A 19,768-nucleotide genomic window follows, 5' to 3' on the forward strand; every position below is an offset into this window, starting at 1 on the left:
CTACCCTGGAGGCACCAGGAACGCCAGGGCAAGGAGTACGACATGGCACCCCAGGAGAGCTACGAGGTGCTGTACACGGAGGACGCGGCCCGCGACCGCGACCGCCTCGACCCCGCGCGGCGCGCCTCGTTCGACAAGGCGGTCGAGATCCTCGCCCGCGATCCGTACACCGAGCTCTCCCGTCCGATAGGGGCGGGCGAGCAGGACCGCGAGATCCGGCTCACGTCACAGATCGTGGCCGAGTACATGGTGTCGCGGGGCCGGCTGCTGCTCGTGGTGCTGCGGATCTTCGACGACGCGGACATCCTCCTGCCGGAGGGCTGACAGCAGCAGGCCGAGCGCGAGCAGCGGATACGGCGACGCCAACGCCTGCTGCCACCACGGCAGTCGCAGGTCCAGGTCGCCCGCATGGGGCAGCAGCCACATCGTGCGGGCCGTGAAGACCACCGCCACCGCCACCGCCGTGCGCCGGTGCCCCCGCGCCCACAGCAGCACGAGCAGCGGCACGCACCACACCCAGTGGTGGGACCAGCTGATGGGGGAGACCAGGAGCGCGGTGCAGGCGGCCGCAAGGATCCCCCACGGCCCGTCCCCGCTCCGGCGGGCCAGCCACAGCCCCGCGACGCCGATCAGCCCCGCCGGAACGGCCCACGCGAGGCCCGGCTCCGCGGTGTGCAGGACGCGGGCGACGAGCCCCTGCAGCGACTGGTTGTCGACGATCCACGCCTTGCCGACCCGGCCCGTCTCGAAGACCCGCCGGGTGAAGAACTCGACGGTGGCGTACGGCAGGACGAGCGCGCCGAGGAGCACGGTGCCGCCGAAGGCCGCGAGCGCCGTCATGCCCTCGCGGGTGCGGCGGGTCAGGAAGAGGTGGGCGATGAAGACGGCCGGGGTCAGTTTGATCCCGGCCGCGACGCCGATGCCGAAGCCGCGCGCGAGGGTGCCCGGAGGATCAGTGGGGCGCGAAGCGCCTTCCTTGGAAGGGCGGTGGCGGGAGACGGGCGGGCGGGTCAGGTCCCACAGCACCAGGCAGGCCAGGGCGAGGTTGATCTGCCCGAACAGGACGGTCTGGAAGACGGGTTCGAGCCAGAGGGCCAGTGCCGTCGCGGCGCACAGGGGCGCGGCGCGCGTGGGGAGCCCGGCCGACTTCGCGGAGAGGTGCAGGAGCAGGGCGAGCAGGGCGGTGTTGGCGGCGAGGAAGGCCGCCTTGAGGGCGGCGACCGGCAGCCACGTCGTCGGGACGAAGAGGATCGCCGCGAACGGCGGGTACGTGGCGGGCAGTTGCCACTCGGTGACGGTGAAGCCGTAGAGGTCGCTCCCGCTCGCCACGGCCGCCCCTTCGGCCCGGTAGACCAGGGCGTCGGCCATGGGCAGGCCCTGGAGGGCGCAGAGGGTGACGAGGGCGGTGAGGGAGACGGCGAGCAGGGCGAGTGCGGACTGTGATCTAAGGGTCACAGTCCGTCGACTGTAGTGGGTGGGCGGGGAGTTGGCCCCGCACCCCCGGGTCAGGCGCGGCGGACGCCTGCCTCTTCCGCGTACTCCCCGAGGACGACGACCCCGAAGGCCGCGCCGGCGAAGACCTTCGCGGCGCGCAGGGCGTCACCGAGGCGGTGCGGGCGGTGGGCCGCGGCGGACGATGCCGTGGCCCCATGGGCTGAGAAGGAGGCGGCCGGTGCGGCCGCCGCGGACGACGGGCTGAAGGCTGCGGTGCTCATGTATCCATGGTGGATCGGGGCGGTTTGATCCACATCGGCCTGCGGGGGTAACCCGTGGCCGAAAGCTCTCCACCCGCAGGCTGAGCCCGACCCCTAGGTCCCCCTCAGGGTCTACTCCTCCGCGAGCTCCGCGACCCCCGTCACCCGGTGCAGCGGATACGTCCGCACCTCGTCCGCCGTGTGGTCGTAGCCCGTCACGAAGCCGCCCTCGACCCGGATCGGGGCGATGACGCGCTGGCTCGCCGCGCCCTCCGCGTTGACGTAGCCGATCCACAGGGCGTCCCCGGTCAGCACGGCGGCCTGCATCGTGGCGAGGGTCTCGGCTGCCGTGGTGCGCGGGAGTTCGCCGCCCGACGTGTGCGCGGCCGTGGCGCCTGCCCCCTCCTTGCGGGGCGCCGTCGAGGCCAGGTCGCCCGCGCGGATGGCGCGCACGGCGGCGCCGATCAGGGTGTCGTCGGGCAGCGGCGGCCCGTCCGGCACCGGCTCGGGCGCCGTGCGCGGGGGTGTGCGGTGGGCGTGTGCGCGGGCGATCAGGACGTCGCCCTCGGGGCCCTCGGCGGCGGGCGCGAACCCCATGGAGCGCAGCCCTTCCAGGAGGCCCGCCGGGTCGGCCTGGGCGGCCAGGACGGTGGGCGCGAGGCGGCGCAGGCGGAGCCCGGCCGAACGCTTGTCGGCGAGGATCTCGTTCAGGAGCGCCTCGTCGTCGCAGCGGACGTAGGCGGAGGCCGCGCCGATGCGCAGGTGGCCGTGGCGCCGCGCCACGTCGTCGATCAGATACGTGAGGGGCTGCGGGACCGGCGTACGGGAGTGGGCGGCGAGGAAGGCGTGCAGGTCGGACGCGGACCGCCCGGCGTCGAGCGCGCGCCGCACGGAGCCGGGCGTGAAGCGGTAGACCGTGGCGCCGCCCTTCGACTCGACGTCCGCGAGGACGGCGAGCGCGTCGGCGAGCGGGCGCTCCAGCGGGCCGGGCGCGACGGCGGTGAGGTCGGCCTGGAGCAGGACGTGGTCGAGCGGCTCGGGCAGGAGCGGGGCGAGCAGGCGGGCCGACGCGGCGGCGGCCAGGGAGAGTTCGGCGGCGGTGGGGCCCGTGGTGAAGGCGGCGGCCGGTGCGGCGTCGCCGTCCGGGCCGAGGAGCGCGCGGCCGTGCGCAGACAGCGCCCCGCGCCCCGTCACCCCGAGCAACTCGGCCTCGGTGACGGCCCATTGGGCCATCCTCGTACGCAGCTCAAGAGATGCCGGGGACGGGCGCTGCCAGCGCAGGCGGCCCAGGAGCGAGTCCGGGTCCGGGGACGCGCCCTCGGGCAGCGACGCGATGAGGCCGAGGACGCGGCGGCGCACCTCGGGGGCGGCCGAGCGGTCCAGGTGCGGGCCGAGCGCGGAGAGGGTGCGGTCCTTGCCGTCGCGGCCGCCGACCAGGCCCGCGGTGCGGGTGGCGGCGAGCCAGGCGGAGGCGAGGGACGACCAGCGCTGGGCGGCGGGGAGTTCGAGCCACTCGTCGTACGCGGGGGTCGCCGCGTACCGCTCGTCGGCCTCGCCGTCGGCCGCCAGCAGCCCGGCGGCGTAGGCGAGTTCGACCCAGAAGGCGGCCTGCGGCTCCGGCACGTCCAGGGCCACCGCCGTCCGCTTCAGGTCGCGCACGCTGAGCCCGCCCGCGCGCAGCACCGCGGGCCCGCCCTCGTCCCAGTCCTTCAGGAGCTCCTCGACGGTGGCGAGCGCCGTGTACGCCTGGCCCGCCGCCGTCGCGTCCACAACCTGTGGACGGTGCTCGCGGGCGGCCGTGACCTCGGGCGGCTGCGGTTCGGCGGCGCGGTGGGCGCGGCCGCCACGCAGGTGGAGGGCGGCCTCGCGGGGCAGCACGACGGTGCCGGGCGAGGTCGGCACGAGCAGGGCGCGGTCCAGGAGCCAGCGCAGATGCGCGGCCGGTTCGGCGGTGACCTGGCCGTACGGCGGTCCCCAGACGAGGCGCGAGAGGACCTCGACGGCGGCGGCGGGCGCCTCGTCCAGGAGGGCCGACATCCGGGCGCGGTCGGTGAACAGCTCGGTCAGGGAGCCCACGGCGGAGACCGCGTCGTGCGTCGAGGGCAGGCCCACCGCCGCGACGATCTCCTGGATGCGGCCCGGCGACATCCCGGAGGTGGCCTCGGCGACGGTCGGCCCGAGACCGGTCGGGGACGGGTGCTGCGGGGCGGGCGCGAGCAGCTCGCGGACGGTGCGCACCAGGCGGAGCCGGTCGTCGGGCCCCCAGACCAGGGCCTGTGCGCGCAGCGTGCCGAGCGCCCGGCGCAGTCCCGCCTCGACGGCGCCCCGGTCCCGCACGCCGCCCTGCCCGTCCCCGGCGAGGAGGCTCAGGAGCTCCGCGTACGAGGCGGGGTCGGGCGCCACCGCGAGGGCCTCGGCGGTCTGCTGCGCGAACCGGTCGAGATGGTCGAGGGCGCGCACCACGGAGGCCCGGGTCCCGGCCCGGGTGGCGAGCTGCGTGAGGTCGTTCGGCACCGGGGAGAGCAGGTCGGGGCGGGCCCGGAGCAGCCCGGCGAGCTCGGCGTCCCCGCTGGCGCGCAGGGACTCGGCGAGGGAGCGCGGGACGGCATCGGCGGGGCGCGCTGCGGAGTCCGCGGCCTGCCCGGCCGCCTGCTCGTGGGTGCTCATCCGGCCCACGGTAGCGGGTCGGGTGGGCACGGGGGGCCCACGTCACCGGGTGCAGGCGGTACCGTCACCTGCGGGGAGAACCGTCAACAGAGCCGCCCCGGAGGGGACTTCGTGGGGATCGAGAGCGACAAGCTCGTCTTCGACTACCTGAGCCGCGTCGGCGACGTGGCCCAGCAGCGTCAACTGCCCTCCGGCACCCGTATGCGCCTCGTCTCGGAGCTCCGCGGCGAGATCGAACGCCGCCGCGGAGCGGCCGCCGACACCCCGGCGGGCGTCCGCCGCCTCCTCAGCAGCCTCGGCACCCCGGAGGAGCTCGTCGACGCGGCGGGGGAGGGCGGCGACGGCCCGCGCGTGCCACGGGAGACCCGCGTCGAACTCCCCTCCCAGCGCGGGGCAGGGGCCGACGACGCCCCGCTCTCGGAACGCCTGCGCCGCAAGGTCCCCCGCCCCCGCACCCCCCGTACGACACGCCTGGACAAACCCGCCGGGCCCGCCAAGTCCGCCGGGCCCGCCCCCGACGCCCGCCGCGACGCCCCCTCCCCGCCGCACCTCGCCGGCATGGACGAGCTCGGCGACCACAGCGGCGTGGAGCCGGACTGGTGGCGGGTCGACCGCCGCACCAGCCCGTTCGGGCTCGACGACAGCCTGCCCGGGTTCACCGGCGGCGTGGAGATCCCCGAGATACTCAAGCCCCCGCCGCCCCAGGGCGAGGAAGAGGAGGCGGAGGAGACAGAGGGGGAAGAGGGCGAGTACGAGGAAGAGGAGTACGAGGAGGAGGCCGAGGACGGCGAGGCGCAGGACGGGGACGACGACGGCGGCGCCGTCGAAGCCGCTCCCCGCCGCCGCATCCTCGGTGGCGGCCGCCGCTCCGCCCCCGCCAGGGAGCCCCGCTCGGGCCCCGCCTTCGTGAACCCGCTGCTTCTCATCGCCGCCGCGCTGCTCACCGTCGGCGCCATCGTCGGCAACCTCATCGCGCTCGGCGTCGGCTGGGTGATCGCCTACACCACCCGCAAGCTCAGCCGGGCCGAGGCCAAGTGGGCCGTGCTCGGCATGCCGGGCCTGGTCGCGGCGGGCGGCATCGCGTGGCTGTGGGGCCGCACCCAGGGCCGCTGGGGCGAGCCGATCGCGGACGGGCACATGAACGACGCGATCGTGGAGACCTGGCCGTGGGTGCTGCGGGGGGCGGCCGTCGCCTCCGCGCTCTTCCTGCTGTGGAGGTCGCAGCGGCCACGGCCGTGACCAACTACCGCGCGGGGCAGGCTACTTCGTGAGGTCCCGCTGCATCTCGTCCAGGATCTTGTTCGCCGCCGTGTAGCCGATGCCCTGGATCCACAGCTCGTCGTCGACCTTGTGGACGTTGCCCGACTTCACGGCCTTCATGTTCTTCCACAGGCCGCTGCCGACGGTCTGCGTCTCCTTCGCCTTCTTCGGGTCGCCGTACGTCGACTGGAAGATGACGTCCGTGTCCGCGAGGTCGATCTTCTCGGGGCTCAGGTCGTAGGAGAACCCGTCCTTCGCCTTCTTCACGATCGCGGGGCGGCCGAGGCCGACGTCCTTGAGGACCGTCGCGATGTAGCTCTGGTCGCCGTAGAGGCGGATGTCGGCGCCCTCCAGGAAGCGGAGGACGTTGACCTTGGTCGCCCCGGCCTTCTCGGGGCCGCCGAGCGCCGTCGTCACCTTCTTGGCGTGCGCCATGTAGGCCGCGGCGACCTTCTTGGCCTCGTCCTGCTTGCCGAGGGCCTCGGCGTGCACCTGGAAGTTCTGCCGCCAGGGGTAGCCGGTGGTCTCGGTCATGACGGTCGGCGCGATGCTCTTCAGCTGCTCGTACTTGGCGCCGTGCCGGATCTTGCTGGTGAGGATGAGGTCCGGCTTCAGCGCGGCGATGGCCTCCATGTCGGGGCTCTCCATCACGCCGACGTCCTTGACGCCCTTGAGCTCGCCCTTCGGCAGATAGCTCGGGAAGCCCTCGGCGGCCTCGACGTGCGTGGCCCCGACCGGCTTCACGCCGAGCGTCAGCGCGGAGTCCAGCTCGGCGGTGTCGAGCACCACGACGCGCTGCGGGTGCTCCTTCACCTGGACCTCGCCCATGGCGGTGTCGACGGCACGGGTCCTGCCGCCCGCGTCCTTGCCGCCGTCGCCGGAGCCGGAGGAGCCGCAGGCGGACAGGACGAGTCCGCCGGTCAGTGCGAGCGCGCCGACGGCGAGGGCGCGGCGGCGGGCGGGGGAGCCGGTCGGGACGGTCGGGCCGGTCATGAGGAGAGCCTTTCGTCGGTGGGACGGGGGGCGGTGGCGCTCCAGGGCGCGCCGGGAACGATCAGGGGCGAGCCCGTCACCGGGTCCGGGACGACCACGCACTCCAGGCCGAAGACCTCCCGTACGAGCTCCGCGGTGACGATCTTCGAGGGGGCGCCCTCGGCGACGATCCGCCCTGCCTTCATGGCGACGAGGTGGTCGGCGTAGCGGGCGGCCTGGTTGAGGTCGTGCAGCACGACGGCCACGGTGCGGCCGGGCGCGCCCTCGGGCGTCGGTGCGGCCAACTGCCGTACGAGATCGAGGACTTCGACCTGGTGGGAGATGTCGAGGTAGGTCGTGGGCTCGTCGAGGAGCAGCAGGTCCGTCTCCTGCGCGATGACCATCGCGATCCACACGCGCTGCCTTTGCCCGCCGGAGAGCTCGTCCACGGACCGCTCGGCGAGGGCGGTGACGTCGGTGCGCGCCATGGCCTCGGTGACGGCGCGCTCGTCCTCGTCGGACCACTGCTGCCACCAGTGCTGGTGCGGCTGGCGGCCGCGCGAGACGAGGTCGGCGACGGTGATGGCCTCGGGGGCGACGGGGGACTGCGGGAGCAGCCCGATCCGCTGGGCGATCTTCTTCGTCGGCAGCTTGGCGAGCTCCTCGCCGTCGAGCAGCACGGCACCGCTCTTCGGCTTCAGCAGCCGCCCGAGGGCGCGCAGGGTGGTCGACTTCCCGCAGGCGTTGGGGCCGACGATGACCGTGACCTGCCCGTCGGGGATCGCCAGGTCGAGCTCGTGCACGACGGCGCGGTCCTCGTAGGCGAGGGTCAGCTCCGTGGTCGACAGACGGGCTGTCGTCATGCGGTGCCTCCATTGCGGACGGTACGGCTCCGAATGATGAGCCAGATCAGATAGGGCGCCCCGACAGCCGCCGTGAGGACGCCCACCGGAAGCTCCGTCGGTGCGAGGAGCCGCCGGGCGAGCAGGTCGGCGAGGACGACGACGAGGGCGCCGAGCAGCGCCGAACTCAGCAGCGGGATCTGCGCGGTGCGGGTCAGGCGCCGGGCGATCTGCGGGGCGAGCAGCGCCACGAAGTCGACGGGCCCGGCGGCGCCGGTCGCCACGGACGCAAGGACCACGCCGAGCGCGACGAGCCCCAGGCGTACGCGTCCCAGGCGCACCCCGAGCGCCGTCGCGGTGTCGTCGTCGAGGGTGACCGAGCGCTGCGCGCGGGCCGCCCAGAGGACGAAGGGCAGCAGCACGAGGAGGGCCGGACCGAGCGTGTCCGCCTCGGCCCAGCCGCGCCCGTTGAGGGAGCCCGTCATCCAGATCTGCGCCTGCTGGGCGACGAGGTAGTCGCCCTTGGTCATGAAGAGCGTGGTGACGGACCGCAGCGCGATCGCGAAGCCGATGCCGATGAGCACGAAGCGGGTGGCGTGCAGGCCGCCGCGCCAGGCGAAGACGTACACGAGGGCGGCGGCGAGGACCCCGCCGAGCACCGAGAGATAGGGCAGCACCGCGTACGAGGTGATGCCGAAGGTCATCGCGCCGACGGTGAGCGCGCTCGCGCCCTGGCTGATGCCGATGATGTCGGGGCTGGCGAGGGGGTTGCGGGCGACGGTCTGGATGAGTCCGCCCGCGACGCCGAAGGCGGCACCGACGAGGAGGCCGACGACCATGCGGGGCTCGCGGAGCGTTCCCACGACCAGCTCGTCCTGGGACGGTTGCCCGAAGACGACCTTCAGGGCTTCCGTGGGCTGGACGAAGGACTCTCCCACGCAGAGGTACGCGAGACAGCTCGCTCCGAGGAGCAGAGCCAAGGCCGTCGCGACCACTGTCGCCCTGCGGTGCACCAGGAAGGAGGCTGGGCCCAGGCGGACCACCTCGTATCCCGCTGAACGTAGGTGCCGGAGGCGCCCGGCGACGGGGGCTGTCTTTGGGTCGGGCTCCGCCGTGCGGAACGCCTGCCCACAGCGGGTACTCACGCCGGTACCGCCTTCCTGCGCACCAGCGCCACCAGGAACGGCACCCCGATGAGCGCCGTCATCACCCCGGCCGGGACCTCGCTCGGCGGGAAGATCACGCGCCCCACGGTGTCCGACACGAGCAGCATCACCGGGCCGAGGACCGCCGCCATCGGCAGCACCCAGCGGTGGCCGCCGCCCACGAGGGCGCGGGCGATGTGCGGGACCGCGAGGCCGGTGAAGGCGATGGGCCCGGCGGCCGCGACGCCCGCGCCCGTCAGGACCGTCGCCCCGAGCCCGCCCACGACGCGCACCGTCGCGACCTTCTGCCCGAGCCCCTTCGCCACGTCCTCGCCGAGCGCGAGCGCGTCAAGGCCCCGGGCCACGGAGGCGACGAGGAGCAGCCCGACGACGAGGAACGGCCAGATCTGGCCGACGATCTCGGCGTCGCGCCCGGAGAGCGAACCCACCTGCCAGAAGCGGAACTCGTCGATCGCGGACGCCTTCGTGGTGAGGACCGCCGTGGTCACCGAGACGAGCAGTGCGTTGATCGCGGCGCCGCCGAGCGCGAGCTTCACGGGCGTCGCGCCGCCCCGCCCGCTCGCCGCGATCGCGTACACGGCGACGGAGGCGAGGCCGGCCCCCGCGAACGCCCACCACACGTACCCGGTCAGCGTGTGCACGCCCGCGAACGCGATGGCGAGCACGACGCCCACCGAGGCGCCCTGGCTCACCCCGAGGATGCCGGGGTCGGCGATGGGATTGCGGGTGATGCCCTGCAGGGCGGTGCCCGCGACGGCGAGCGCGGCGCCGACAAGCACCCCGATCACGGTGCGCGGCACCCGCATCCCGCGGACCACCTCGGCGGCGTCGCTGTGCCCGCCGTGCAGCAGGGCGTCGAGGACGGCGGAGGGCGCGATGGCGCGGGCGCCGACGGAGAGGCTGAGCAGAATCGCGAGCAGCAGGGCCACGACGGCCGCCGTCATCGCGACCGCGCGTCTGGCTGGCACACGCATCGGCTGAGGCTCGTTTCAGAGGGGAGGGGACGGTCGCGGCAAGGCCGGTGGGGACTCGGCACGCCGCGGTCGGGCTCGGTGAGGCTTGGTAAGGCTTGGTAAGGCTTGGCTAAGTCTACGGCGGGGGAGGGATGCCCCGGCCTGGCCCAGGGGCGCCACAATGACCCCATGACTTCACGCGCGTTGACCGTCGGCTTCGACCTCGACATGACCCTGATCGACTCCAGGCCCGGCATCCGCGCCGTCTACCTGGAGCTTTCCGAGCGCACGGGTACGTACATCGACGCGGACCTCGTCGTCACGCGGCTCGGCCCGCCGCTGGAGGAGGAGATCGCGAACTGGTTCCCGGCCGACAAGGTCGCGGAGATGAGCGACCTCTACCGTGAGATGTATCCCACACACGCGATCACCGGGACGCTCGCGATGCCGGGCGCGCGCGAGGCGATCGACGCGGTGCACGCGGCGGGCGGCCGCGCGATCGTCGTCACCGCGAAGTACGAGCCCAGTGCCAAGCTCCACCTGGCGCACCTGGGCCTCGACGCGGACGAGCTCATCGGCAACCTGTGGGCCGAGCGCAAGGCGGAGGCCCTGCGGGAGCATGGTGCGTCCGTGTACGTCGGGGACCACACCGGTGATGTACGCGGTGCGCGTACGGCGGGCGCGCTCTCCGTCGCGGTGCCGACGGGGCCGTGCGACGCAGCGGAACTGCGCGCGGCGGGCGCGGACGTGGTCCTGGCCGACCTGACCGAGTTCCCGTCCTGGCTCGCTTCCTACGCCTCCGCCTAGGACTTGGCCTGCCTGCGCTGTACGGCGACCCCGCGCAGCACGCCCGCGGCGGCGATCAGGAACCCCACGCCCATCAGCATGCACACCGCGTACGCGATCGACGGGAAGGGGTCCGAACCGAGGAAGAGCGGGGCCACTGTGACCAGTGTGGCCACGGCTCCGACGAAGAAGACGATCGCTCCGACGCGGACGAGGCCGTCGCCCGGTCCGGCGGAATTGGCTTGGGTTTTGTCACGCACCGGACCAGGGTAGTTCCCAGCGCGTAGGAAGAATCCGGGGACGTCTTGTCAGCGGCCCCCGGACCAATAGTCTTGGAGCTGGCGGGTCGGTCGACCCGCTGTAGTGCTATCCAGAGCCGTTTTTCACGACGACAAGTACGAGGACGAGGACTTCACGTGCCTACCGGCAAGGTCAAGTGGTTCAACAGCGAGAAGGGCTTCGGCTTCCTCTCCCGTGACGACGGCGGTGACGTCTTCGTGCACTCCTCCGTCCTGCCCGCCGGCGTCGACACACTCAAGCCCGGACAGCGCGTCGAGTTCGGCGTGGTCGCGGGGCAGCGGGGCGACCAGGCCCTGTCGGTGACGATCCTCGACCCGACGCCGTCCGTGGCGGCGGCGCAGCGCCGCAAGCCGGACGAACTCGCCTCCATCGTCCAGGACTTGACCACCCTTCTGGAGAACATCACGCCGATGCTGGAGAAGGGCCGCTACCCGGACAAGGCGTCCGGCGCCAAGATCGCCGGCCTCCTGCGCGCGGTGGCGGACCAACTGGACGTGTAGCTCTCCCCGCTCTCGGACGACGCCGGACGGGCTGGTGCAGCCCGTCCGGCGTCCGTGTCCGTCACGGGAACGTCAGCGCACCCGGCGCCAGGGCCGGGACCAGGCCCTCCGCCGCCGCCCGCGTCAGCAGGCCCCGCACCGCCGCGTACCCGTCCTCCCCGAGGTCGGCGGTGAATTCGTTCACGTACAGGCCGATGTGCTGGTCGGCGACCGCCGGGTCCATCTCCTGGGCGTGCTCCAGGACGTAGGGCCGGGACGCCTCGGGGTCGTCCCAGGCCATGCGGACCGAGGTGCGCGCCGCGGCGGCCAGCTCCCGCAGCACCCCTTCCCCCAGCGACCGCTTCGCGATGATCGCGCCCAGCGGGATGGGCAGGCCCGTCGTCGCCTCCCAGTGCTCCCCCATGTCGGCAAGGCAGTTGAGCCCGTAGTTCTGGTACGTGAAGCGCGCCTCGTGGATGACCAGGCCCGCGTCCACCTTCCCGTCCCGCACCGCCGGCATGATCTGGTCGAAGGGCAGCACCACGATCTCGCCGACCCCGCCCGGCACGACGTCCGCGGCCCACAGCCGGAACAGCAGGTAGGCGGTGGACCTCTCGCTCGGGACGGCGACGGTCCTGCCCGCCAGATCCGCCCCGGCTCCCGGCTCCCGGGTCAGCACCAGCGGCCCGCACCCGCGCCCCAGCGCACCCCCGCAGGGCAGCAGGGCGTACTCGTCGAGGACGTACGGCAGCACCGCGTACGACACCTTCAGCACGTCGAACTCGCCGCGCTCCGCCATGCCGTTGGTGATGTCGATGTCCGCGAAGGTGACATCGAGGGCGGGCGCGCCGGGGACGCGGCCGTGGGCCCAGGCGTCGAAGACGAAGGTGTCGTTGGGGCAGGGGGAGTACGCGATCTTCAGCGCGGCGTCCGTGGGGCCGTCCGTGGGGTCAGTCGTCATGCTGGGTCCAACTCTCCAGTACCGGTGGGAACTTCCCGAAGGCGTCGGTGAGGGCGGCGAGTGCGTCCCCGATGCGCCAGGCGGCGCGGTCGCGCGGGCCGACGGGGTTGGAGACCGCGCGGATCTCCAGGACGGGCAGCCCGTGGACGGCGGCGGCCTCGGCGACCCCGAAGCCCTCCATCGCCTCGGCGAGGGCCCCAGGGTGGCGTGCGCGCAGCGCCTCGGCCCGCGCCGCCGTGCCCGTCACCGTCGACACGGTCAGGACCGTTCCGGTCGCCGCACCGGTGGCGGCGGCGACATCTCGTACGAGGGAAAGCGGCGGACCGTGGGTGACGGCCCCGAAGCCGAGTTCGGTGACCGGCAGGAAGCCGCCGGGGGAGTCCGGGGACTCGGCGCCCAGGTCGGCGACGGTGATGGCGTCGGCCACGACGAGCGAGCCGACGGGTGCGTCCGGGGCGAAGCCGCCGCCGATGCCCGCGGAGACGACGAGGCCGTACGGGGCGTCGGCACGGGCCAGGGCGGTGGCCGTGCCCGCCGCGGCGGCGGCCGGACCGACTCCCACGGCGAGGACGTCGAAGGCACCGGCGGGGGCGGCCGTGAACGCGCGCGCCACCGCGTCCCGTTCGGCCGGGACGGCGGTGGCGATCAGGACACGCATACGGGAGAGGGGAGGGCTCGCTCGGTCAGTCCTCGTCCGCGTTCTTGAGCTTGAAGTTCCACACGCCCTTGTACTCGTCGCCCGCCTTGTTCTGCTCGACGACGCTGATGTACAGCTGCTTCGGGGCCGGCTGGCCCTGCTGCGGGGCGAAGAGGTCGACGCCCTGGAAGGCGAAGTAGGTCTTCTTGGAGGGGTTGGTGACCTGCTGGCCGTTGATGTACAGCGACCAGCCCGTGTCCGCGACCTCCGGGTCGACGCCGATGCGCAGGGTGTCGCCCTGGCCCATCGAGATCGACTTCGACGCCTTCTTGAGGGCGCACGCGATGGCCTTCTTGCGGCCGATGTCCTTGCCGTCGTCGTAGCAGGTGGCCTGCGAGTTCACCGAGTTCTTGCCGATCGTCACGGTGGCCATCGGGGTCGGCTTGTCGCAGGCGGACAGGACGAGGAGTCCGGCGGAGACGGCGCCGATGGCGGCCACGGTGCGGCGGCGGCTCGTCACGCTGGTACGGCCGCGGGGCTGGGAGGTCATGCGGGAAGGCTATCGGGCGCCTCGGGCCCGCCCGCCACGTGGGGTCGGCGTGCCGCGGACCCGGTCCCGGCGGCGCGCGGACCCGCACCGGCACGCGCGGACACCCGCGCCGTCAGGCGACCCTGGCCCGCCGTGCCCCGCCGTGCCGGGCCGAGGTGAGCAGCCCCCGCACCGTCGACGCCCAGCCGAGCGCGACGATCGACGCCGCCACCGACAGGCCGACCTGCCCGATCAGCGGCAGCGCGATGCCGATCGCACCGCCCACCACCCACGCCATCTGCAGCAGCGTCTCGGAGCGCGCGAACGCCGAGGTGCGCACCTGTTCCGGCACGTCCCGCTGGATCAGCGCGTCCAGCGAAAGCTTCGCGAGCGCCTGCGCGAACCCGGCGACCGCGCCGAGACACGCCACGCCCACCGCTCCGAAGAAGACCGCCGCGGTGACCGCGACACCGAGGACGACGCCGACGACGGTCACGATGATGATCTCCGGGGCCCGCGACTGCAGCCACGCACCGACCGCCGTGCCCAGGGCGTTGCCCGCGCCCGCCGACACTCCCACTATCCCCAGCGACACCGCGGCGCTCTGCCCCGCCAGGGGCTCCTCGCGCAGCAGGAACGCCAGGAAGAAGATGAGGAACCCGGACAGACAGCGCAGCGTGGCGTTGGCCCCGAGCGCATGCGTCACGGCGGGCCCCACCGTCCGCAGCCCCGGCCGCCGCTCGCGGCCCCCGGCGGTCGCCGTCTCCCGGGCCGCCGGGCCGTGCAGATGCGCCTCGTCGGCGGCGAGCAGCGCCTTGTCCTCGCCCTTCGCCGAGTCGACCTTGTGCGGCAGCGAGAGCGACAGGAACATCCCGCACATGAAGATCACGAACGCCCCGTAGAGCGGCCAGCGCGGCCCGACCGACTGCAGCCCCGCCCCGATCGGCGCGGCGATGCCCGTGGCGAGCAGCCCGCCGAGCGTGACCCGCGAGTTCGCCTTCACCAGGGAGAAGCGCGGCGGCAGCAGGCGCGGTACGACGGCGCTGCGCACCACCCCGTACGCCTTCGACGACACCAGGACGCCGAGCGCCGCCGGATACAGCTCCATGCTGCCGGTGACGACCGCCCCGGACAGGACCAGCGCGAGCAGCGCCCGCGCCAGCATCGCGCCCGCCATCGCGGCCCGGCGCCCGTGCGGCAGACGGTCCAGGAGCGGGCCGATGACGGGGGCGAGGAGGGTGAAGGGAGCCATGGTGATGGCGAGGTAGAGGGCGACGCGCCCGCGCGCCTCGTCGGTCGGCACGGAGAAGAAGACGGTCGAGGCGAGCGCGACGGTGACCATCACGTCGCCCGCGCCGTTCACCGCGTGCAGCTCGATCAGCTTGCCGAGCCCCGACTCGCCCGCGCCGTGCGCGTGGGTGGCCTTGCGGATGCCGCGCGCCGTGCCGGTGAACGGCAGGTGCAGGGCGCGGCCGACCGCACGGCCGGCCCGTCTCACCAGGCCCGGCCGGTCCGATCCGTAGGACGACCTCGTGGGAGCCACCCCGTCATAGTGCCCTCTGAGGGGACTGGCTAGTGCATTTATGGACGGGCGGCTGAAGGAAGATCCCCGCGGGGAACGCGCCGGGAACGCGCCGGGAGGCCGCCAGGAACGCCGCCACCGGGGCCCCGCGGGCACCGCCGGAGCACGCCGGGAGCAGGGTGAGAGCACGAGGAGTCGTACGTCGGTGTGGGCGCGGGCGCCGGGAACAGGTAGCGTGCGTAGCGCGCCTGCGGCGGTTGTTCTTGGCCGCGCGCCTCTCGGTCATCCCGCAGAATGGATGACGTAGGTGCGCCCGAGAACGTCGGGCGCGGACGTCGACGCGGCCCTCCGGTCCGCTCCGTCCGCACCTCCGCGTAAGGGTGGCGCACTCGTGAGACGGCGTAGGAGAGAAGCGATACCTGTGAGCGCAGCGACAACGCGAAGCCGTACCCCGCGCACCCCGCGTACGCCCGACCGGCTCTGCGCGGAGGCGGTCGGCCTCGCCCGCGCGGCGGCCGAGGAGGCGGCGGCGCCCGGCGTGGTCGGGGAGCACGTCGAAGTCGTCGTCGAGGGCGATCGCGTCGTCACGCACCTCTTCGAGTGCAAGGAACCCGGCTACCGGGGCTGGCGCTGGGCGGTGACCGTCGCCCGCGCCTCGCGCGCGAAGGTCGTCACGCTCGACGAGACCGTTCTGCTGCCCGGCCCGGACGCCCTCCTCGCACCCGAGTGGGTGCCGTGGAGCGAGCGGCTCCGCCCCGGCGACATGGGCCCCGGCGACCTGCTCCCCACGGACGCCGAGGACCTCCGCCTGGAGCCCGGCTTCTCCGGCGAGGAGGAGCCCCCGCCGAACTCCGCGGTCTCGGAGGAGATGGCGGAGCTGGTGGAGGCGGAGGACGCCGAGGTCACCTCGGGCACGCCCGCGACCCTGCCGGTGGCGCCCGCGCGCGGCTCGATCGCCGCCGTCGCCGACGAACTGGGCATGCGCCGTGCCCGCGTCCTCTCCCGCTACGGCCTGCACACGGCGGCCGACCGCTGGGAGGAGTCGTACGGGGGGAAGACCCCGATGGCGCAGGCGGCGCCCGCGTCGTGCGCCAGCTGTGGTTTCCTCGCGCCGATCGGGGGGTCGTTGGGGCAGGCGTTCGGGGTGTGCGCGAACGAGTTCGGCCCTGCGGACGGGAGGGTCGTCTCTCTCTCGTACGGGTGTGGTGGCCACTCGGAGGCCGCGGTCATGCCGAAGCCCCCGCGGCCGGCTCCGCCGGTCCTGGACGAGACCCGCGTCGACGTCCTGCCGCTGCGTCCTGACTCCGACTCGGGGTCGGTGTCGGTGTCGGCGGAGGGGCCGAGCGAGGATCTGGGCCACTCGTAGGTGGGGGCTCGCGCCTCCGGCGGTTTTTCCCCCATCCCGCCCCTTCCCGAAACCGCCGGCTCCGTCGGCCCTGGGTGGGCCTGTATCGCCTTAAGGGCTCGTCCTCAAACGCCGGACGGGCTGGGTGGCTTGCCCGAGCGGGAACGGCACAGCCCGTCCGGCGTTTGAGGACGAGGCCCGCCCAGGCCGACGGAGTCGGGGGATTCGGGTAGGGGCGGGGGTGGGGAGAGGAAAGACCGCGCCCGGCCACGCGGTAGCGTTCCGCCCGAATCCGCGGACGGCAACAAGGAGTGACCGTGAGCAAGCCCGTGCGGCCCGCCCCCGAGGGAACCGACCCCTTCGGCACCACCCGCCTCCGCCGCACCGTCCTGGACGGCTGGGCCGCAGCCCCCGCCCGCTTCCGCGAGGACGCCAACGCCGAGGAAGACCTCGCCCTCGGCGGCTACCGCGACCGCCTCGTCGTCGAGCTCGCCCAGAACGCCGCCGACGCCGCGGCCCGCGCCCGCGTCCCGGGCCGCCTCGCCCTCACCCTCCGGGACGGCGTCCTCGCCGCCGCCAACAACGGCGCCCCGCTGGACGCGGCGGGCGTCGAGTCGCTCTCCACCCTCCGTGCCTCCGCCAAGAGGGAGAGCCGGCAGGGAGAGGGGACCGGCAGCGTCGGCCGCTTCGGCGTCGGCTTCGCCGCCGTCCTCGCCGTCTCCGACGAGCCCGCCCTCGTCGGCCGCACCGGCGGCATCCGCTGGTCCCTCGCCGAGGCCCGTGAACTCGCCGCCGAGACCGCCCGGTTCAGCCCGGGGCTCGGCGAGGAGATCCGGCGGCGCGACGGGCACGTGCCGCTGCTGCGGCTGCCGCTCCCCGCCGAGGGCACCGCCCCCGACGGCTATGACTCCGTCGTCATCCTGCCGCTGCGCGACGCCGCCGCCGAGGACCTCGTGGCCCGCCTCCTCGACGGCATCGACGACGCCCTCCTGCTGGCCCTCCCGGGCCTCACCGAGGTCCGCGTCGAGACCCCCGACGGCACCGTCCGCACCCTCCGCCGCCGCGACGAACCCCCGTACACCGTCGTCGAGGACAGCACCACCGGTACGGGCGGCGACACCGGTACCGGTACGACGCGCTGGCGCACCCACAGCGCCCACGGCCCCCTCGACCCGGCCCTCCTCAAGGACCGGCCCGTCGAGGAGCGGCTGCGCCCCCACTGGTCCGTGACCTGGGCCGTGCCCACCGCGGCCGACGGCGGGCCCGAGCGGCCGCGCACCGCGCCCGTCGTGCACGCGCCGACCCCGAGCGACGAGCCGCTCGGCGTGCCCGCCCTGCTCATCGCCTCGTTCCCGCTGGACACCACGCGCCGGCACGCCGCCCCCGGGCCGCTCACCGACTTCCTGGTGCAGCGCGCCGCCGACGCCTACGCCGAACTCCTCGACGGCTGGCGGCCGGTGACCGAGGGAGCCATCGGGCTCGTGCCGGGGCCGCTCGGCTCGGGCGAGCTGGACGGGGCGCTGCGGCACGCCGTGCTCGAACGGCTGCCGCGCACCGCCTTCCTGCCCCCCGCCGTGCCCCGGTCGGGTGACGACGACGCCGACGAGGGGCTGCCCGAGGCGCTGCGCCCCCGCGACGCCGAGGTGGTCGAGGGCGCGGGCGCCGACACCGTACGCGTGCTCGCCGAGGTGCTGCCGAGCCTGCTGCCCGCCGGGCTCGAACGCCGCGCCGAGCTGCGGACACTGGGCGTGGCCCGGGTCCCGCTGACCGAGGCCGTCGACCGGCTCGCGGGCCTGGAGCGGGAGCCCTCCTGGTGGCGGCGGCTCTACGACACCCTGGCGGGCGTCGACCCGGACCGGCTGACCGGGCTGCCCGTTCCGCTCGCAGGGGGCACCTCCCAGGCTTTCGGCACTGGGGGAGGGCGGACAACGATCGGGCCCCGGCAGATCCTGCTGCCGGGCGGCGAGAGCGGCACCGGGGGCGCCGATCCCGCCGCGCTTGCCCGCCTCGGTCTCAAGGTCGCCCACCCCGACGCCGCCCACCCCCTCCTGGAGAAGCTCGGCGCGCTGCCCGCCACCCCCCGCGCCGTCCTCACCACCCCCCAGGTGCGCGCCGCCGTTGCCGCCTCCCTCGACGACGACACCTGGTACGAGGACGAGACGGCCGAAACCTCCCTGGACGGGGAGGAGTTGGCGGAGCTGGTGCTCGGCCTCGTGCGGGACGCGCACCTCGCCCCGGGTGACGAGCCGTGGCTCGGTGCGCTCGCGCTGCCCGACGAGGACGGGGAGCCGGCGCCCGCCGGGGAACTCGTGCTGCCCGGGAGCGACTTCGCGCAGGTCATGCGGGAGGGTGAACTCGCCGCCGTGGACGAGGAGTTGGCTGAGCGGTGGGGGGAGCAGCCGCTCGCCGCCTGTGGGGTGCTCGCGAACTTCGCGCTGGTGCGCGCCGCCGACACCGTCCTCGACCCGGACGAACTGGAGCCCCGCGAGGGCGACTTCGCCGAGCCCGACGACGCGGGGCTGCTCGACGCCGTGGACGTGTGGTGCGAGGACGTGCTCGACCGGCTGCCCGACAGCCCGGTGCCGCCGGTCGCGACGGAGCTCATCGCCGTACGGGATCTGGACCTGGTCGACGACGACCAGTGGCCGCGGGCGCTCGCGCTGCTGTCGCGGCCACCGCTGCGGGACGCCCTGACCCAGCCGCTGCGGGTGCTGCTGCCCGACGGCACCACCGAGTCCGTCCGCTCCTACACGGCCTGGTGGCTGCGCGGGCATCCGGTCATCGGCGGCCGTCGTCCGGCGGGTCTGCGCGCCGCGGGGAGCGACCCGCTGCTCGCCGGGCTGTACGACGAGGCGGACGCCACCGGCTTCGACGACGAGCAGGTGCTGCGGGCGCTGGGGGTGCGGACGTCGGTGGCCGCGCTGCTCGGCGAGCCGGGGGGCGCCGCCGAGCTGCTGGACCGGCTCGCGGACCCGGACAGGACCGTTTCCCCCGGTCAACTGCACGCCCTCTACAGCGCGTTGGCGGACCTCGACCCCGAGCAGGTGACGCTCCCGGACGAGCTGCGGGCCGTCGTGGACGGGGAGGTGCGGGTGGTGGACGCGGCCGACGCGCTGGTCGCCGACGCCCCGGACCTGCTGCCGCTGACCGCCGGGGTGCCGCTGCTGCCCGTACAGCCGAGGAAGGCGGCGGACCTTGCCGAGCTGTTCCAGGTGCGCAGGCTCAGCGGGTCGGTGCCCGCCGAGGTGACGTCGGCCGGGGTGGAGCGTGACGTGCCCGATTCCGTACGGGTGCTCCTCGGTCCTTCGACGCCGCGCACGTATGTGGAGCACGAGGAGCTGCTCGCGGGGGAGACCCCCCTCGACTGGCGCCGGGCGGGCGACGGGGCCGTGCACGCCGCGACCCTGGAGGGCGTCGCGGCGGGGCTCGCGTGGGCCACCGGGCACTGGCCGCGCCGCTTCGAGGTGGCGGCCCTCCTGGAGGACCCGTCGCGGACGGAGGAGTTGGCGCGGGACCGCTGGTTCGACTGAGTGCGGGGACGTGGAGTTGTGGGGTTGTACAGAAGTCAACTTCCTGTACAACCCTCCGCCCCCGTCGCGGGTCTGATCACCCGAGTCAACAGACTCCTAGATCACTCGGGCTCCGCGTGACAGCG

The 19,768-nt window shown here is 74.3% G+C and carries 18 protein-coding genes; 6 read left to right on the forward strand and 12 right to left on the reverse strand.

The window, feature by feature from the left end:
* Nucleotides 1-42: 42 nt before the first annotated feature.
* Nucleotides 43-324, forward strand: coding sequence for a type II toxin-antitoxin system RelE family toxin (locus ACQB60_RS11630; protein WP_496925823.1), 282 nt, complete (start codon nt 43-45; stop codon nt 322-324).
* On the opposite strand, the gene ACQB60_RS11635 is transcribed toward ACQB60_RS11630, so the two are convergent.
* The 3 genes from ACQB60_RS11635 to ACQB60_RS11645 form a co-directional block, all read right to left on the reverse strand.
* Nucleotides 226-1,425, reverse strand: a complete 1,200-nt coding sequence (locus ACQB60_RS11635; RefSeq protein WP_496926169.1) for a glycosyltransferase 87 family protein — start codon at nt 1,423-1,425, stop codon at nt 226-228. The two genes, ACQB60_RS11630 and ACQB60_RS11635, sit on opposite strands and share 99 nt — an antisense overlap.
* Nucleotides 1,426-1,505: 80 nt before the next feature.
* A complete protein-coding gene (locus ACQB60_RS11640; RefSeq protein ID WP_496925824.1) occupies nt 1,506-1,715 on the reverse strand; it encodes a hypothetical protein in 210 nt (69 codons plus the stop codon).
* A gap of 111 nt (nt 1,716-1,826) precedes the next feature.
* Nucleotides 1,827-4,361: a helicase-associated domain-containing protein gene (locus ACQB60_RS11645; protein WP_496925825.1), complete on the reverse strand. Its 2,535-nt coding sequence runs from the start codon at nt 4,359-4,361 to the stop codon at nt 1,827-1,829.
* A gap of 111 nt (nt 4,362-4,472) precedes the next feature.
* Between ACQB60_RS11645 and ACQB60_RS11650 the strand changes: the two genes are divergently transcribed.
* Complete coding sequence (locus tag ACQB60_RS11650; RefSeq protein ID WP_496925826.1) at nt 4,473-5,600, forward strand: hypothetical protein; 1,128 nt, start codon at nt 4,473-4,475, stop codon at nt 5,598-5,600.
* A gap of 21 nt (nt 5,601-5,621) precedes the next feature.
* Here ACQB60_RS11650 and ACQB60_RS11655 read toward each other — a convergent pair whose 3' ends face one another.
* The 4 genes from ACQB60_RS11655 to ACQB60_RS11670 all read right to left on the reverse strand — a co-directional run bounded on the left by ACQB60_RS11655 (nt 5,622) and on the right by ACQB60_RS11670 (nt 9,575).
* Complete coding sequence (locus tag ACQB60_RS11655; RefSeq protein ID WP_496925827.1) at nt 5,622-6,614, reverse strand: ABC transporter substrate-binding protein; 993 nt, start codon at nt 6,612-6,614, stop codon at nt 5,622-5,624.
* Nucleotides 6,611-7,456 carry an ABC transporter ATP-binding protein gene (locus ACQB60_RS11660; protein WP_496925828.1) on the reverse strand — a complete coding sequence of 282 codons (846 nt, stop codon included), beginning with the start codon at nt 7,454-7,456 and terminating at the stop codon, nt 6,611-6,613. Before ACQB60_RS11660 ends, ACQB60_RS11655 begins: the two co-directional genes overlap by 4 nt.
* Nucleotides 7,453-8,478 carry a FecCD family ABC transporter permease gene (locus tag ACQB60_RS11665; RefSeq protein ID WP_496925829.1) on the reverse strand — a complete coding sequence of 342 codons (1,026 nt, stop codon included), beginning with the start codon at nt 8,476-8,478 and terminating at the stop codon, nt 7,453-7,455. The genes ACQB60_RS11660 and ACQB60_RS11665 overlap by 4 nt, the downstream gene beginning before the upstream one ends.
* A 98-nt stretch (nt 8,479-8,576) precedes the next feature.
* Nucleotides 8,577-9,575: a FecCD family ABC transporter permease gene (locus ACQB60_RS11670; RefSeq protein ID WP_496925830.1), complete on the reverse strand. Its 999-nt coding sequence runs from the start codon at nt 9,573-9,575 to the stop codon at nt 8,577-8,579.
* A 168-nt stretch (nt 9,576-9,743) separates the two neighbouring features.
* Here ACQB60_RS11670 and ACQB60_RS11675 point away from each other — a divergent pair, with 168 nt between their 5' ends.
* Nucleotides 9,744-10,361, forward strand: a complete 618-nt coding sequence (locus tag ACQB60_RS11675) for an HAD family hydrolase (protein ID WP_496925831.1) — start codon at nt 9,744-9,746, stop codon at nt 10,359-10,361.
* On the opposite strand, the gene ACQB60_RS11680 is transcribed toward ACQB60_RS11675, so the two are convergent.
* Complete coding sequence (locus ACQB60_RS11680; protein WP_496925832.1) at nt 10,358-10,600, reverse strand: hypothetical protein; 243 nt, start codon at nt 10,598-10,600, stop codon at nt 10,358-10,360. The two genes, ACQB60_RS11675 and ACQB60_RS11680, sit on opposite strands and share 4 nt — an antisense overlap.
* 156 nt (nt 10,601-10,756) lie before the next feature.
* On the opposite strand from ACQB60_RS11680, the gene ACQB60_RS11685 reads away from it, so the two are divergent.
* Nucleotides 10,757-11,140, forward strand: a complete 384-nt coding sequence (locus ACQB60_RS11685; protein ID WP_055701393.1) for a cold-shock protein — start codon at nt 10,757-10,759, stop codon at nt 11,138-11,140.
* Nucleotides 11,141-11,201: 61 nt separating this feature from the next.
* Here ACQB60_RS11685 and ACQB60_RS11690 read toward each other — a convergent pair whose 3' ends face one another.
* The 4 genes from ACQB60_RS11690 to ACQB60_RS11705 all read right to left on the reverse strand — a co-directional run bounded on the left by ACQB60_RS11690 (nt 11,202) and on the right by ACQB60_RS11705 (nt 14,789).
* Nucleotides 11,202-12,080 carry a 1,4-dihydroxy-6-naphtoate synthase gene (locus ACQB60_RS11690; protein WP_496925833.1) on the reverse strand — a complete coding sequence of 293 codons (879 nt, stop codon included), beginning with the start codon at nt 12,078-12,080 and terminating at the stop codon, nt 11,202-11,204.
* Complete coding sequence (locus ACQB60_RS11695; RefSeq protein ID WP_496925834.1) at nt 12,070-12,738, reverse strand: futalosine hydrolase; 669 nt, start codon at nt 12,736-12,738, stop codon at nt 12,070-12,072. Before ACQB60_RS11695 ends, ACQB60_RS11690 begins: the two co-directional genes overlap by 11 nt.
* A 25-nt stretch (nt 12,739-12,763) precedes the next feature.
* Nucleotides 12,764-13,267: a hypothetical protein gene (locus ACQB60_RS11700; RefSeq protein ID WP_496925835.1), complete on the reverse strand. Its 504-nt coding sequence runs from the start codon at nt 13,265-13,267 to the stop codon at nt 12,764-12,766.
* Nucleotides 13,268-13,379: 112 nt separating this feature from the next.
* Nucleotides 13,380-14,789 (reverse strand): MFS transporter, encoded by a 1,410-nt coding sequence (locus ACQB60_RS11705; RefSeq protein WP_496925836.1) that lies wholly within the window; start codon nt 14,787-14,789, stop codon nt 13,380-13,382.
* 400 nt (nt 14,790-15,189) lie between these two features.
* On the opposite strand from ACQB60_RS11705, the gene ACQB60_RS11710 reads away from it, so the two are divergent.
* Together ACQB60_RS11710 and ACQB60_RS11715 are read left to right on the forward strand one after the other, a co-directional pair.
* Nucleotides 15,190-16,134 carry a DUF3027 domain-containing protein gene (locus tag ACQB60_RS11710; protein ID WP_496925837.1) on the forward strand — a complete coding sequence of 315 codons (945 nt, stop codon included), beginning with the start codon at nt 15,190-15,192 and terminating at the stop codon, nt 16,132-16,134.
* A 296-nt stretch (nt 16,135-16,430) separates the two neighbouring features.
* Nucleotides 16,431-19,643, forward strand: coding sequence for a sacsin N-terminal ATP-binding-like domain-containing protein (locus ACQB60_RS11715; protein WP_496925838.1), 3,213 nt, complete (start codon nt 16,431-16,433; stop codon nt 19,641-19,643).
* Nucleotides 19,644-19,768: the final 125 nt, after the last annotated feature.

The organism is Streptomyces odontotermitis (genome assembly GCF_050510915.1).
Lineage (GTDB): Bacteria > Actinomycetota > Actinomycetes > Streptomycetales > Streptomycetaceae > Streptomyces.